Here is a 14,389-nt window from a genome sequence, read left to right as displayed (position 1 = left end):
TCACGCGGTAAGTGCCGGCGGCGAGCGGCCGACGGAGCAGCAAAGTCATCGATTTCCGGTCATTGCCAAGCCGGGCAGTGAAACCCGTGATCGGCATCGGCGCATGGTTTGCCATACCCGGCATTCCCGTCATTGTGATCTCGGCCCGTGCCGTTGCGCCGATCACAGCCTCATTGAAGCGCAGTTCGATCTTCGTAGGTGCTCCGAACGTTGCATTGGCGGTCGGGGTCGAGGACACAAGCTGCGTATGCGCGCTGGCAACCTGCGGGACGATGAAACCCAGAGCGGCGGCGGCGAGGGCAAGGCTGGTCAAACGCATCAGGAATCTCCTTGGAAACGGCTATCAGGTTGAAATACGCGGCCCGGAACAGCATCCCTCAAATTGGCCTGGTTCAATTTTTCTGAGGGATCGGGGATATGGCTGCGTATAGGATCACAAGACCTCGGGAGACCCACCATGTCCGACCTTGATCAGGCGCTCCGCTGCCTGGCCACACTTCCGGCCCCTTCGGAGCTGGCGACTATCGACGACGCAGTGCTTGCCGGACTGGCTGCGAGCCGCCGTGAGGCTGCGGCCGGGTCGCGGCTGATGGGTTTTGCCGCAGCCCTGGCGCTGGTGGTCGGCGTAGCGGGTGGTGGACTGGCGGGCGGCGAACCCGCCACAGCTCAGCCAATCTCACCCTTTGCGCCCGACAATCCCCTCGCACCTTCGACCTTGCTGGATGTCCACCCGTGAATTGGACCAGGCGGCTGATCCTGATCGCGTTTGTCGCATTCGCGGCGGCGCTGGGCGGAACTTATGCTGGCCGCGTCCTGTTCGCACCGGAAAGGCAGAGCGAGACCGAACTCCATGCGCTGCTGCACAGCGAGCTCGAACTCGATGCCGCACAGGATGCAAAGATCGAAGCAATCGAGCAGCGTTTTGCCACCCGCCGCAAGGCGCTTGAGCTCGAGATGCGGGCGGCCAATGCCCATCTGGCCGAAGCGATGGAAGTGGAACATGGCTATGGTCCGGAAGTCACGGCCGCGATCGATCATACTCACAAGGTGATGGGTGAGATGCAGAAGGAGACGCTTGAGCATCTCTTTGCCATGCGCGCCGTCCTGAGGCCTGATCAGGCGGTCAAATTCGACAGGACTGTGACCAGAGCCCTGACCCCAGAAGTACGGTGAGCCTTTCGCTGTCAGAGGGGAGCGACGGCGAATTGGCCGCACTGGCGCTCGCTGGTCGGCAAGACGCCTATCGCGAACTGCTGGCGCGCCACCGTGAATCTGTATTTCGTCTGGTACGGGCATCCGTCGGCGATCCGCACGAGGCACTCGACATTACCCAGGAGACCTTCATCGCCGCGTTCTCGGCGCTTGGACGCTACGATCATGAGCGACCGTTCCTGGCCTGGCTTAAGCACATCGCGCTCAACAAGTGCCGGGACTGGGCAAGAAGGAGAAAGGTGCGTGCCTTCTTCACGCGCGCAATGCCGCTCGAGATGGCTTTCGATGTTTCGGACGATGCCATTTCCGCCGACGTACAAGCGGTGGACAGGGCCGAGCTGGCGCGCGTGACCGCGGCCATATCGCGCTTGCCATCCCGTCTGCGCGATGCCTTGGTCCTCCGCACGATCGATGGGTTCGGCCAGGCTGAAGCCGCAGAGGTGCTGGGTGTCAGCGAAAAAACGGTTGAGACCCGGCTCTACCGGGCGAGGGGAAAATTAAAAGCGATGCTTGGCGACCAGATCTGAGGGGTAAGGAAAGCGGCTGCGTAGAGAACTATGAAGCCGTCAATCGTACCGGACACCATTCATGCATTCTTTTGCGCTTAATCGCCGTACCCTCATTCGTTCGGCTGCCCTGGGGGGCGGGGGCCTCGCGCTTTCGGCAGTGCTCCCAGCCTGGGCGCGCAGCGGAACCTCTGGTCTTGGAGTCCCGATGGCCGCGGTGTCCGGGGAGCAAATCGCACTATCCATCGGTCATGCCTCGCTCCGTGTCGGCGGGCGTGACGGGCATGCCATCGGCATCAACGGTGCGACACCTGGCCCGGTTATCCGGTTAAAAGAGGGTCAGAAGGTTCGCCTCGCAGTGAACAACACGCTGAAGGAAGAAACCTCGATCCATTGGCACGGGCTGCTCGTGCCCTTCCAGATGGACGGCGTGCCGGGGGTGAGCTTTCCCGGGATCAAGGCCGGCCAGACTTTCGTCTATGAATTCCCCGTCCGGCAGTCCGGGACCTACTGGTATCACAGCCACTCGGGCATGCAGGAGGCGATGGGCATGTATGGCGCGATTGTGATCGATCCCGCAGCACCCGATCCAATTACCTATGACCGCGAACACGTGATCATGCTCGCCGACTGGAGCTTCATGCACCCACACACGCAGCTGCGGAAGCTGAAGGCGCAGCCCGGCTACTTCAACATGCAAAAGCAGACCCTCTCGGGACTACTTGCGGGAAAGGACCAGTCGGCCTCCGAACGGCGCATGTGGGCCGGGATGCGGATGGACCCGACCGACATTTCCGATGTCACCGGCGCCACTTATCATTTCATGGTCAACGGGCATGACAGCGCCGCGAACTGGACTGGACTGTTCGCACCCGGAGAGCGTGTGCGCCTGCGCATCATCAATGCTGCCGCCATGACCAACTTCAATGTCCGGATTCCGGGCCTTGCGATGACCGTGGTTGCCGCCGACGGGCAGAACGTGCAGCCAGTCGAGACCGACGAGTTCCAGATCGGCATCGCCGAGACCTATGACGTGATCGTCGTGCCCAGAGCCGACGAGGCCTATGGCTTCATCGCCGAAGCCATCGACCGCTCCGGTCAGGTGCGCGCCACGCTCGCCCCGCGCCTCGGCATGGTCGCGCCGATCCCGGCGATCCGCGAACGCCCGCTGCTGTCCATGCAAGACATGGGCATGGGCGATATGGCGGCACCCGGTGCCGATGCGAGTGCAACTGATCACGCAGCCATGGGCCACGCCATGCCCGGGATGGATCACGGCTCGATGAAGATGCGCGATCCCGCGGTCGCGCCGCAGGTCAAAATGGGACCAGGCGTTGCGACGCTTTCGCCAATGCCCATGGACCGCACGGGCGAACGTCCGACCGGCCTCGAGAAGGTCGATCACCGGGTGCTGGCTTATCGTGACCTCAAAGCGCTGACCCCCAATGCAGACAAGCGCACGCCGTCGCGAGAGATCGATATCCATCTGACCGCCAACATGGAGCGCTACATGTGGTCCTTCGATGGCGTAAAGTTCAGCGAGAACACCGAGCCGATCGCGTTCCGCCACATGGAGCGGGTGCGCGTCAATCTCATCAATGACACCATGATGCCCCATCCGATTCACCTGCACGGTCATTTCTTCGAACTGGTCACAGGTAATCCGGGTCATCATCCGCTGAAGCACACGGTCAATGTCTTGCCCGGTGGCAAGGTTTCGTTCGACCTGACGGCCGATGAACTCGGCGACTGGGCATTTCACTGTCACATGCTGCTGCACATGATGTCGGGGATGTTCCGGGTCGTGACCGTGCGCCATGAGGAGGACGCGGCATGAAGGCGACCCTTCTCATCAGCGCTGCTGTCTTGCTGGCAACGCCCGGCTTTGCGGGGGCTCAAGCCACCATGCCAGGCATGGAAATGGAGGATGCGCCCGGCGCAGTTGCTCGAGCCGAGGCACAGCCGGCTGCAATGGACCATTCCGGCCAAAGTCAGCCCGAAGCTGCAGTTCCCGCGCCTGTCGCAGTCGATCCCCATGCCGGACACGCTGCCGAGCCTAAGCCAGCCGGTCCGCCACGGCCTGAAGCCATCGATCACTCCGGCCATGATATGAATGCCATGGCGGGCATGTCCGAGGGTGATCCGGCTATCGGAACTGCTCCCGCCCCTGCGCCGCCAGGCGACCATGCCGCGGATACCGTGTTCGATCCCGCTGAGATGGCGCGCGCACGCGAAGCCCTACGGCGAGAGAATGGAGCCTTCAGCGGGTCGATGGTGCTCTTCGATCTCGCCGAATTCCAGGCGCGCAAGGGCAGGGACGGTTATCGTTGGGCAGGCGAGGCCTGGTTCGGCGGTGACGTCGATCGCCTCCTGATCAAAACAGAGGGCGAGGGCGCATTCGGCGAGCCGATCGAGGATCTGGAAATCCAGGCACTCTATTCACGTGCCATCTCGCCGTTCTGGAATGCCCATGTCGGCTTGCGGCACGATATCGTGCCCAATCCCTCGCGGACTTATGCCGTGCTCGGGGTAGAGGGGATCGCGCCTTACTGGTTCCATTTGACGGGGCAGATGTTCCTCTCCGACAAGGGTGACATCCGGGCTCGCCTTGAGGGAAGCTACGATGAGCGGATCACCCAGCGCCTGATCTTCCAGCTTCGAACGGAACTTAATTTCTCCGCTCAGGACATGCCCGTGATCGGGGTCGGATCAGGACTCACCGACTTCGAACTGGGTGCGCGCTTGCGCTATGAGATCCGACGCGAGCTCGCGCCCTATGTTGGCGTGGAATGGAGCCGGAAGGCGGGTGACACCGCGCGTTTGGCACGGCTCGCAGGAGAAGATCCGGCTGCGGTCAGTTTTGTCGCTGGCGTCAGGGTCTGGTTCTGATTCTGATGGCAATGCACAATGACTTTGGCTGGACCGACGGGTCGCAACGGAGCAGGACTTGATCCTATGAAGTCGGTCGTCGCTCTCATTGTTGCGCTAGCATTGGCGTTCGGCGCAGGACCGCTTTGCGCCGCCCCGGCAGCGGCTTCGATGCAGACCGCTAACATTGAATGCGGCGACATGCCGGGAAGCGGCGACCGCTCACATCATCATTGCGCACCGGACGTGGCGCGGGTCTGTCATGCGTGCCTCTTTGCTGCGCCTGCCATCGGCACCAATCTGAATGCCGTACGATGGGACTGGATCGGCCCGGATATCCGGGCGCCCCAAATCCTGTCCGGATTGAAGCCCGAGCCACCGACACCGCCCCCGCGCCAGCCGGTTTCCCGATCCGTTTCATTCTTATCTGGAGAATACACATGAAATCCAAGTATCTGCTGGGCGCCCTCGCGCTCTCGCTTTCTACTGCCGCGTTTTCAGCCGAGCCTGCACCGACGCCAGAAAAGCCGTGCTGTTGCTGCAAGAAGGACGAGCACGGCCAGATGGCCTGCTGCAAGGAGCATGGCGAGCAGGCTGGTGAGCATGCTGGTCACGACATGAGCGGCATGGATCACAAGTAAGCAATGGTGCGCGGAGGGCGCTCAGCCACCCTCCGCGCATTGCCATGTGACTACCGGCAAAGCGGATTTTGGCTGTAGTTGACACCGTTGCGGTTCAGCGGCCACCCGCGGATGAGGAGATTACACATGCGAAAGCTGGTTCTGGCACTGGCGTTGTTTTCGGCCCCCGCGCTAGCGGCAAGCGACATCCTGATGCATCGCGATCCCGGGTGTGGGTGCTGCGAACAATGGGCTGCGCGGGTTCGACAGGCCTTCGGCAGAAATGTGCGAATCGTCGATGACGCGAACCGGACCGCGTTCCAGCGGCAGGTGGGTCTTCCCGCAAACTTGGTGTCATGCCACACCGCGATCGTGGACGGGATTGTCTTCGAGGGACACGTTCCAATTGCGGACATGCGCCGCGTACTGGCGAGCCGCCCGAAAGGTGTTCGTGGGCTTGCAGTTGCGGGAATGCCTATCGGATCGCCGGGCATGGAGGTGCCGGGCGTTCGCGCGCAGCGGTATAACGTCATTGCATTCGGGGCCGCGCGCACCAGCGTATACGCACAGCATTAGTCGTCGCATTAGATGCCAGCGTCTTCATCTCTGCTCCCGCGAAACCCGAAGCTCATCCGGGCAAATCGAATGAGCGCGGGGCAAAATGCTTCCGCGAGATGTATTCCGTTTGGAGCGGGGGCTTTTTCGCCTTGATCGCGATGAAGGCCGCGCCTGCATTCGTCCTTCGCCAAGCCAGCCCGCTTCACGGCGATCTGTGATCTGGCCGAGGAGGCTGCAGCGCCAGCGCCTGGAGGCGTCACCGAGCGAATTGCCGTGCTCCTTCGCGGCCATAGTAAGCCCCGCAGGATTGCTATCACCCGGCGTCAGAACACCAGAACCTTGTCCGCCTGCAGCGTGCTCGCGGCTAGCTCATCCATCGAGCTGCGCCTTGCCGTCGAGCAGGACGGGCAGATAATGATCATCGCATCCGGAATTGGCATTTGGTCACCTCTGCCGCTGAGATGGGACCGCCGAACTCAAATAGAAGTCGCAGGGCTGACGACTTTGAGAGTGCCGATTCGTGCCAGCCTTGGAAAGTGAGCTTGAGCTGGGCCGCAAAGCAACCCGCGGAACGGCCATTTTGCAGCTTTCGCTCACGAAATCAGTTTCAAGGAGCCTGCTACCTAGAGAGCTACCTAGCGCAATTCCGCCACGCGGCAGGTCTCTGCTGTCGCGCTGTAAGCATACGTTTTATAAGGAGAAATTGGTGGACGCACTAGGGCTCGAACCTAGGACCCGCTGATTAAGAGTCAGCTGCTCTACCAACTGAGCTATGCGTCCACACTTTTGTCGCCGCACCGGCTTTTGCGGTGCGGGAGGCGGGCCGTTAGCAACTGTGGGCGGGCTTGTCCAGCCCTGTTGCGTGATCGTGGCGCCGCCCGTGCGATCAGGCCGGCCGAATTTCGTTCAAAGCCGGTCCAGCGTGCGTTGGCGATGCACGCCCATCAGGATGCCGAACGCGATCATCACCGTCAGCATCGCGCTGCCGCCGTAGCTTAGCATCGGGAACGGGATACCCACCACCGGCGCCATGCCCATCACCATCATCGAATTGATCGCCACATAGAAAAAGATCGTCATCGAAAGCCCGCCCGCCACCAGCCGTCCGAATACGGTGCGCGTCGCCATTGCTACCCGGATGCTCCAGTTCAGCACCACGCCATAGGCCGCCAGCAGCGCAACGCCGCCCAGTAGCCCCCATTCCTCGGCCATGGTGGCAAAGGCGAAATCGGTCTGCTGTTCCGGCAGATATTGCAGATGGCTTTGCGAACCCTGCAGAAAGCCCTTGCCGAAGATGCCGCCCGATCCGATCGCGATCTTCGACTGGGTGATGTGATAACCGGCACCAAGCGGGTCGGATTCCGGATCCAGAAAGATCAGCACCCGCTTTTTCTGGTAATCGTGCAGCAGGGTATACAGCAGCGGCAGCGACGCCAGCCCCAGCCCGCCGGGAATCAGGATCCACCTTAGCGGCAGGCCGCCCAGAAACATCATCACCAGCCCGCCGCCGACGATCATCAGCGCGGTGCCCAGATCGGGCTGCAACATTACCAGCGCCGCCGGGAGGCCGATCATCGCCAGGGGCGGCCAGATGCCGGCGAAGCGGCCGGCATAGCCGCGCGGCAGGAAGTGATAGAAACGCGCCAGCGCCAGCACCAGGGCGATCTTCATGAATTCCGATGGTTGCAGCCGGATGAAGCCAAGATCGAGCCACCGCTGCGACCCGCCGCTTACGGCGCCCAGCGCCTCGACGCCGATCAGCGCGACCAGCACTGCCGCATAAAAGGGGTAGGCGATCCGCATCCACAGCGCCAGCGGCACCTGCGAAAGCGCCAGCGCCAGCATCAGGAACAAGGTTGCCCGCAGTGCGTGGTTCAGCGCCCATGGCTGCATGGAACCGCCCGCTGCCGAGTACAGCACCACCACGGCAAAGGCCGCGATCAACGCCATCACCGCGACGATCCGCCATGGCAGCGCGCGCAGCCTTTGCGGCCAGCGGGAATTCAGCAGGCCGCCGATCATGGTTCTTCGTCCTCGGCTGCGGGGGGCGGGCCTGCGGCTTCTCCGGATGCGGCGCGGGCCCGCGCTTCGGCTTCGGCGCGGGCGGCGGCTTCTTCGGCGGCGCGGCGGGCGCGGGCGCGGGCCTCCAGCACGCCTGCCAGCCGCTTTTCCGCTTCGGCGCGATCATAAAGAAAGGTCAGCACGTCCTTGGCGATCGGAGCTGCCGCCCGCGATCCGCCGATCCCGTGTTCCACCACGACGCTGACCGCATAGCGTGGATCATCGACCGGCGCGAAGGCGATGAACAGCGCGTGGTCGCGGAACTTCCACGGCACCCCGGCGCCGCCGCGAAAGCCCGCTGAAATCCGCCGCACCTGCGCGGTTCCGGTCTTGCCGCCCATGCGGATGCCGGGGATGCGCAGCGCCGAAGCGCGCGCGGTGCCGCCGCGGCCGTTCACCACATCGTCCATGCCCTGCCGCACCGTATCCAGATAGTCGGGCGGGATCTCCAGCGGCTTGAAGGGTGCGGGAGGGCGGCCCGCCAGCATGCGCGGTTCAACCAGACGCCCCGTGGCGATGCGGGCGGTCATCACCGCCAGTTGCAGTGGGTTCACGATCACGTCGCCCTGGCCGATCGCCATGTTCAGCGTGTCGGCCACCGACCATTCGCGATTGTGGCGCTTTTTCTTCCATGCGGGGTCGGGGATGATGCCGGCGCGCTGCACCGGCATCGGCAGATCGAACTTGTGTTCGAGGCCCAGATGGCGGGCCATGTCGGCGACGGCCTGCGCGCCGACGCGGCGGGCCATGGTATAGAAATAGACGTTGCAGCTTTTGGCGATCGCCGAACGCAGATCGACGGTGCCGTGGCCAGAACGCTTGTGGCAGTGCCAGACATTGCCGCCCACCCGATAGCTGCCGCTGCAATAGACGGTATCGGTCGGCGGCACGCCGTTCGCCAGTGCTGAAAGCGCAGTCACCGGCTTGAACGTCGAGCCGGGCACATAAAGGCCCTGCAGCGTCTTGTTGAGGAGCGGCTTGCGCTCGTCGGCGTGCAGTTCTTTCCACAGGCTGGACGGGATCCGGTTGGAAAACACGTTCGGATCGAAGGCCGGCATCGACAGCAGGCACTTGATGTCGCCGGTCTTGACGTCGATCACAGCGACCGAGCAGCTTTCCTGCCCGACGCGTGCCGCAGTAAAGGCCTGCAGCGCGCGGTCGATGGTAAGCTGCACGTTCTTGCCCGGCGTGTCGGGGCGGGTATCCAGTTCCTGCACGATGCGGCCACGGGCGTTCACCTCGACGCGCCGCGCCCCCGGTTGGCCCCTTAGGGTGGCGTCTTCGGCCCGCTCGACACCGTCCTTGCCGACGCGGAACGCCGGCACCAGATACAGCGGGTTGCGGTCTTTGGCATATTGTTCGGCGGTGGCGCGGCCGACATAGCCCGTCACATGGGCGAACGCTTCTCCGTCGGGATAGTGGCGCACATAGCTGCGTTCGGGTTGCAGCCCGTTCAGTTCGGCCAGTTCGAGGTTCAAGGCGGCAAAGGCGTCCCAGCCGATGTCGGCCGCCAGCGTGACGGCCGAAGATGGCGGCAGGTCGCGCGCTTCCTCGTGGATGCGGGCGCGGTCGGCCGGGCCAAGCGGCACGAACCGCGACACCTGATCGATCGCGGCATCCAGATCCCCGGCAAGCGAGGGGATCAGTTCGACGGCGTAGGCCGGGCGATTGGTGGCGATGGGTTCGCCCGCCGCATCGATGATCCAGCCCCGGCGCGGCGCGATCAGGTGCAGCGCCACGCGGTTGTCTTCGGCGGCGAGGCGGTAGCGATCGGCCTGCGCGATCGACAGCCACGCCATCCGCCCCATCAGCCCGATGCCGACGCCCATCTGCGCCGCGCCCAGCAGGAAGGCGCGGCGTTCGAACATGCGGCCGTTGTCGTTTTCGGCCGCCATGGTTCAGGCGCCAGCGCCGATCAGGCGGTTCTGCACACGGGCGGCGATCATCGCCGCCACCGGATAGGCAAGGATGGTGACGAGCGCTTGCGCCAGCAGCGGCAGCAGCGCCGGTGCCCGCCCGGCGAACGCCAGAATCTGCCACGCCAGCAGATGCGCGACAAAGACCAGCACCGCCGCCAGCCACCAGTCGATCGCAAGCGTGCGGCGGCCTTCGAGCTGCGGCTCGGAGAGGCGCACCGCTGCCAGTGTTGCCGGATAGAGCAGCGTCCAGACGCCGAACGGCAGCCCCAGCAGCACATCGGTTGCAAGGCCAAGCAGCAGCGCCGCCCAGGCCGGCACCAGCCGGGGCTGGATACTGCCCCAGACGATCAGCAGCAGCAGCCCGAACTGCGGCATCACCCCCCAGGCCAGCGGCAGCGGCAGCGTCATGAACAACGTTGCCACAAGGATGGTGGCCGCAGGGACGAAGCGCCTGCCGCCGACGGCGTCGAGGCCGTTCTCGCGGTGGATTCTGCTCATGGTGTGGCGGGGGTGGCTGCAGGAACGGTTTGCGCCTGTGATTTTGCCGGGGGGGGCGGCGCCAGGGTTGCAGGCGGCAGCGTCTTGTCGGCTTCGTCGCGGGCCGGCGGCGCCGGCAGAATCGCCGGCGGCGGCATCCACGGCGCTTCGATCATCACCGGCCCAAGCCCGGTAGGGTTGGCCAGCGGGCGGGCGCGCGGCGGGCTGCGCCCGGCGTCGATGATGACGGCAACCGGAATGCCCGGCGGGAACAGGCCGCCGTCGCCGCTGGTGACCAGCCGGTCGCCGACGCGGATCCGGTCGGTGCCGGATGCGATATCGAAGTGGAAGTCGATCAGGGTGCCGCCGTTGCCGATCGCCAGCCCGGTCCAGCCGGTACGCAATACCTTTACCGGAATGCGGCTGCTGCCGTCGGTCAGCAGCAGCATGCGCGCTGCACGGCTGCCGACATCGGTGACGCGCCCAGCCAGGCCATCGGCGGCGATGACCGGCATGCGGGGGCGCACGCCATCCGCCAGCCCGGCACTGAGGATCGCCGTGCGTTCGCCGCCGTTCGCCGGGTTCGCCGACACCAGCGCGCCGCTGACCAGCCGCCGTTCGGGGCGGCGCAAGTCGATCAGCCGCTCCATCCGCTTCACTTCGGCGGCCAGCACATCGGATTTTGCAGCCCGCGCTTCGGCGGCTTTCAGTTGCGCCTGCAAGGCGCGGTTACGTTCGACGACGCCGACATGATCGGCGAAGAAGCCGCCAAGCGCCTGCGCGCCCTGCACCGGCGCGCGGGCGACCGCCAGCAGCGGCGACAGCGCGTCGGCCGATGCGCCGCGCAGGCGTGCGCCGAACGCCGGGTTCACCACCTGCACCACCAGCAGAATCAGCGCGAACGCCAGCACCGCACCGGCCAGCAGCGCACCAAGCAACGCAAGGTTGCTGTCGCGGCGGGCGAAGCTGGTGCGCCGGCTGACGGGCAGTCTGGTCGGGGTGCGCGGAGAAGGTGACATGCCTGCAGGCGAGCCCTCAGGCGCTCATCAGAACGCCGCGATAGACCGATTCTTCCAGCGCCCGGCCGGTGCCCAGGGCCACGCACGACAGCGGGTCTTCGGCGACGGTGACGGGAAGACCGGTCGCCTGCCGCAACGCTTCGTCGAGACCGCCGAGCAGCGCGCCGCCGCCGGTCAGCACGATGCCCTGATCAACGATGTCGGCCGCGAGTTCGGGGGCGGTGTTCTCAAGCGCGAGCCGCACCGAGCCGATGATCTGCGCCACCGGTTCCGACAATGCGTCGCCGATCTGCGCCTGGTTGATGGTGATTTCCTTGGGCACCCCGTTCACCAGGTCGCGGCCCTTGATCTCGACCGAACGGCCGATGCCGTCGGCGGGCGGCAGCGCGGTGCCGATTTCCTTTTTGATGCGTTCGGCCGTCGCGTCGCCGATCAGCAGATTATGGTTGCGGCGCACATAGTTGATGATCGCCTCGTCCATCTTGTCGCCGCCGACGCGGACGCTGGTGGTGTAGGCAAGGCCGCGCAGCGACAGCACGGCGACTTCGGTCGTGCCGCCGCCGATATCGACCACCATCGAGCCGATCGGTTCGGTGACCGGCATCCCGGCGCCGATCGCGGCCGCCATCGGTTCGAGGATCAGGTGCACTTCCGACGCACCGGCGTTCGAGGCGGCGTCGCGGATGGCGCGGCGTTCGACCGGGGTGGAGCCGGACGGCACGCAGATGACGATTTCCGGCCACGACGGCAGCCTGCTCTGTCCGTGCACCTTGGAGATGAAATATTTGATCATCTCTTCGGCGACTTCGATGTCGGCGATGACGCCGTCGCGCAACGGGCGGATCGCCTCGACGTTGCCGGGGGTCTTGCCCATCATCAGCTTGGCGTCGTTGCCGACGGCTTTCACCTGACGACGGCCGTTCACCGTTTCGAGGGCGACGACGGATGGTTCATTGAGGACGATGCCGCGCCCGCGCACATAGACGAGAGTGTTGGCGGTCCCGAGGTCGATCGCCATGTCCTGGCTGAGAAAACCGAAAAGGCGGCTGAGAAAATTCACGTCGGGGGTCAAACCTTGGCTGGGGCGCCATCCTGTGGGCAGGCGCCTGTGCGGGGGCTGGAGCGAACCGGCCTTTGCGGCTGCCGTGCGGCCATGGCGGCGATCCATGCCGGAACCGCGCCCTTTCCCCCTTGGGGCGCATCGTCCGCGAATCGGCGAATGGCCGCGAAGGACGCCATTCGGGACCATGTCGCGGGTTGTCTGCGCATAGGCGGTCGCCCCGGCGGGCGCAAGGGCGCAACCGCCCCCGGCGGTGACCGGAGATTGCCTACTTGCACCGGCCGCCCTGCCGGTGCGACAGGACGCCAGACACCATGACCATTCGCCGCCTTCCAAGCCATCTTGTCGACCGCATTGCCGCCGGCGAAGTGGTCGAGCGCCCGGCAAGCGTGGTGAAGGAACTTGTGGAAAACAGCCTCGATGCAGGCGCCGGCCGCATCGAAGTGCATCTTTCCGGCGATGGCACCGGCCGCTTGCAGGTGATCGACGACGGCTGCGGCATGGATGCAGCCGACATGCGGCTGTCGATCGAACGCCACGCTACATCGAAACTGGCGGGCGACGATCTGCTGGCGATCAGCAGCTTCGGTTTCCGGGGCGAGGCGCTGGCGGCGATCGCATCCGTTTCGCGGTTCACACTGGAAAGCCGGACGCGCCATGCCGATGCGGGCTGGCGGCTGGCGCTCGATTCGGGCGCCATGCTGTTCGACGGCCCGGCAGGTGTCCCGCCCGGAACCCGGATAACCGTCGAGGAATTGTTCGCGCGTGTGCCGGCACGCGCGAAGTTCCTGAAATCCGCCCGCACCGAAGTCGCGGCGGTGGCCGATGCCGTGCGGCGGCTGGCGATGGCGCATCCCGCCGTGCGCTTCCTGCTGCTGCACGAGGGGCGCCGGATCGTCGATGTGGCCGCCGAAGCGGATTCGACGGTTGTTTCGCTGGCGCGCCGTGTGCGCGCGCTGCTGCCGGATGGCGCCGACACGGTGCCTGTCGATTTCGCGCGCGAGGACCTGGTGATCGGCGGCCTTGCCGGGCTTCCGGCTGCCAGCCGCGCCACCTCGGAACAGCAGTATCTGTTCGTCAACGGCCGGCCGGTGAAGGACCGGCAACTGGTAGGCGCGCTGCGCGGGGCCTATGCCGCGCGCCTGCCCGCCGGACGCCATGCGCTGGCGGCGCTGTTCGTTTCCCTGCCGCCGGCCGATGTCGACGTGAATGTCCATCCGGCCAAGACGGAAGTGCGCTTCCGCGAACCGGCGCGCATCCGCGCCAGCCTGATCGTCGCCGTCCGGACTGCACTGGATGCGGCGGGGATCCGGGCGGTTCAGTCGGCCTCGAACCTGCTGGCGGATGCGTTGCAGGCGCCCTCTGCCGTGCCGCCTGCGGCAGTGCAGATGCCGCTGATCGCGTCTGCCGAACATGCTGCGGCCGTTCCCCCGCACGCGGCCGAATCCCGCGCCGACTGGGCGCCGCAGGGGCGGGCGCCAGAGGCGCTGGCCGGCCCGGCCGCTGCCGGGGTGGCGGGCTTTCCGCTGGGGGTTGCGCGCGGGCAGGTCGCGCAAAGCTATATCGTGGCGGAAACCGAAGATGCGCTGGTGCTGGTCGATCAGCATGCAGCGCATGAACGGCTGGTGCTGGAAGCGATGCGCGGGCGCGCGGGTGCAACTGTCGCCTGCCAGCCGCTGCTGATCCCCGAGGCGGTGCCGCTGGATGCGCTGTCGTGCGACCGGCTGGAGGCAGGGCGCGCCCTGCTGATGGAACTGGGGCTGGAGCTAGAGCGGTTCGGCGCGGACGCGATGCTGGTGCGGTCGTTGCCGGCGATGCTGGGCCGCCCGCCGTTGCCGCAACTGTTGCAGGACATCGCCGACGAACTGGAGGACGGGCAGGGCGCACAGGCGCTGGCCGACAGGCTGGAGCATGTGGCGGCGACCATCGCCTGCCATGGCAGCGTGCGGGCTGGGCGCGCTTTAAGCCTGCCGGAAATGAATGCGCTGCTGCGGCAGATGGAGGCCGTGCCCGCAAGCGGCACCTGCAACCACGGCAGGCCGACGTTCCTGCGCCTGACGAAAGCCGACCTGGAGCGCCTGTTCCATCG

The 14,389-nt window shown here is 65.5% G+C and carries 15 protein-coding genes and 1 tRNA gene; 9 read left to right on the top strand and 7 right to left on the bottom strand.

Translation table 11 applies throughout. The annotated features are described in order from the left end of the window. The coding region (locus AC16JP_RS01735) for a copper resistance CopC family protein (protein ID WP_484338875.1) at positions 1-319 on the bottom strand (319 nt) is incomplete at its 3' end. Between the two features lie 138 nt (positions 320-457). Between AC16JP_RS01735 and AC16JP_RS01730 the strand changes: the two genes are divergently transcribed. The 8 genes from AC16JP_RS01730 to AC16JP_RS01695 all read left to right on the top strand — a co-directional run bounded on the left by AC16JP_RS01730 (position 458) and on the right by AC16JP_RS01695 (position 5,782). Beyond that, positions 458-736: a hypothetical protein gene (locus AC16JP_RS01730; protein ID WP_011445787.1), complete on the top strand. Its 279-nt coding sequence runs from the start codon at positions 458-460 to the stop codon at positions 734-736. After that, positions 733-1,173 carry a periplasmic heavy metal sensor gene (locus tag AC16JP_RS01725; RefSeq protein WP_484338874.1) on the top strand — a complete coding sequence of 147 codons (441 nt, stop codon included), beginning with the start codon at positions 733-735 and terminating at the stop codon, positions 1,171-1,173. Before AC16JP_RS01730 ends, AC16JP_RS01725 begins: the two co-directional genes overlap by 4 nt. Beyond that, complete coding sequence (locus AC16JP_RS01720; protein ID WP_484338873.1) at positions 1,170-1,739, top strand: RNA polymerase sigma factor; 570 nt, start codon at positions 1,170-1,172, stop codon at positions 1,737-1,739. Before AC16JP_RS01725 ends, AC16JP_RS01720 begins: the two co-directional genes overlap by 4 nt. Positions 1,740-1,800: 61 nt before the next feature. Beyond that, entirely contained in the window at positions 1,801-3,555 is a 1,755-nt protein-coding gene (locus tag AC16JP_RS01715; RefSeq protein ID WP_484338872.1) for a copper resistance system multicopper oxidase, read from the top strand. Then, positions 3,552-4,607: a copper resistance protein B gene (locus tag AC16JP_RS01710; RefSeq protein WP_484338871.1), complete on the top strand. Its 1,056-nt coding sequence runs from the start codon at positions 3,552-3,554 to the stop codon at positions 4,605-4,607. The genes AC16JP_RS01715 and AC16JP_RS01710 overlap by 4 nt, the downstream gene beginning before the upstream one ends. Before the next feature lie 66 nt (positions 4,608-4,673). Continuing rightward, complete coding sequence (locus AC16JP_RS01705) at positions 4,674-5,030, top strand: hypothetical protein (protein WP_484338870.1); 357 nt, start codon at positions 4,674-4,676, stop codon at positions 5,028-5,030. After that, the gene (locus tag AC16JP_RS01700) at positions 5,027-5,227 is read left to right on the top strand and encodes a hypothetical protein (protein WP_484338869.1); all 201 of its coding nucleotides are present in this window, start codon (positions 5,027-5,029) and stop codon (positions 5,225-5,227) included. The genes AC16JP_RS01705 and AC16JP_RS01700 overlap by 4 nt, the downstream gene beginning before the upstream one ends. A gap of 126 nt (positions 5,228-5,353) precedes the next feature. Then, the gene (locus tag AC16JP_RS01695; RefSeq protein ID WP_484338868.1) at positions 5,354-5,782 is read left to right on the top strand and encodes a DUF411 domain-containing protein; all 429 of its coding nucleotides are present in this window, start codon (positions 5,354-5,356) and stop codon (positions 5,780-5,782) included. Between the two features lie 686 nt (positions 5,783-6,468). Here AC16JP_RS01695 and AC16JP_RS01690 read toward each other — a convergent pair. The 6 genes from AC16JP_RS01690 to AC16JP_RS01665 all read right to left on the bottom strand — a co-directional run bounded on the left by AC16JP_RS01690 (position 6,469) and on the right by AC16JP_RS01665 (position 12,300). Further along, a tRNA-Lys gene (locus AC16JP_RS01690) sits at positions 6,469-6,544 on the bottom strand. A gap of 126 nt (positions 6,545-6,670) precedes the next feature. Further along, positions 6,671-7,786, bottom strand: coding sequence for a rod shape-determining protein RodA (rodA, locus tag AC16JP_RS01685; RefSeq protein WP_484338867.1), 1,116 nt, complete (start codon positions 7,784-7,786; stop codon positions 6,671-6,673). Continuing rightward, positions 7,783-9,720, bottom strand: a complete 1,938-nt coding sequence (gene mrdA / locus AC16JP_RS01680) for a penicillin-binding protein 2 (protein ID WP_484338866.1) — start codon at positions 9,718-9,720, stop codon at positions 7,783-7,785. The genes rodA and mrdA overlap by 4 nt, the downstream gene beginning before the upstream one ends. Before the next feature lie 3 nt (positions 9,721-9,723). After that, entirely contained in the window at positions 9,724-10,242 is a 519-nt protein-coding gene (gene mreD, locus AC16JP_RS01675; protein ID WP_484338865.1) for a rod shape-determining protein MreD, read from the bottom strand. After that, a complete protein-coding gene (mreC, locus tag AC16JP_RS01670) occupies positions 10,239-11,240 on the bottom strand; it encodes a rod shape-determining protein MreC (protein ID WP_484338864.1) in 1,002 nt (333 codons plus the stop codon). The genes mreD and mreC overlap by 4 nt, the downstream gene beginning before the upstream one ends. 16 nt (positions 11,241-11,256) lie before the next feature. After that, entirely contained in the window at positions 11,257-12,300 is a 1,044-nt protein-coding gene (locus tag AC16JP_RS01665; RefSeq protein WP_484338863.1) for a rod shape-determining protein, read from the bottom strand. A 314-nt stretch (positions 12,301-12,614) separates the two neighbouring features. On the opposite strand from AC16JP_RS01665, the gene mutL reads away from it, so the two are divergent. Continuing rightward, the coding region (mutL, locus tag AC16JP_RS01660; RefSeq protein ID WP_484338862.1) for a DNA mismatch repair endonuclease MutL at positions 12,615-14,389 on the top strand (1,775 nt) is incomplete at its 3' end.

It is taken from the genome of Sandaracinobacteroides sp., assembly GCF_057137845.1.
The sequence above is the reverse complement of the archived record's forward strand: the minus strand, read 5'-3'. Positions and strand labels throughout refer to the sequence as shown.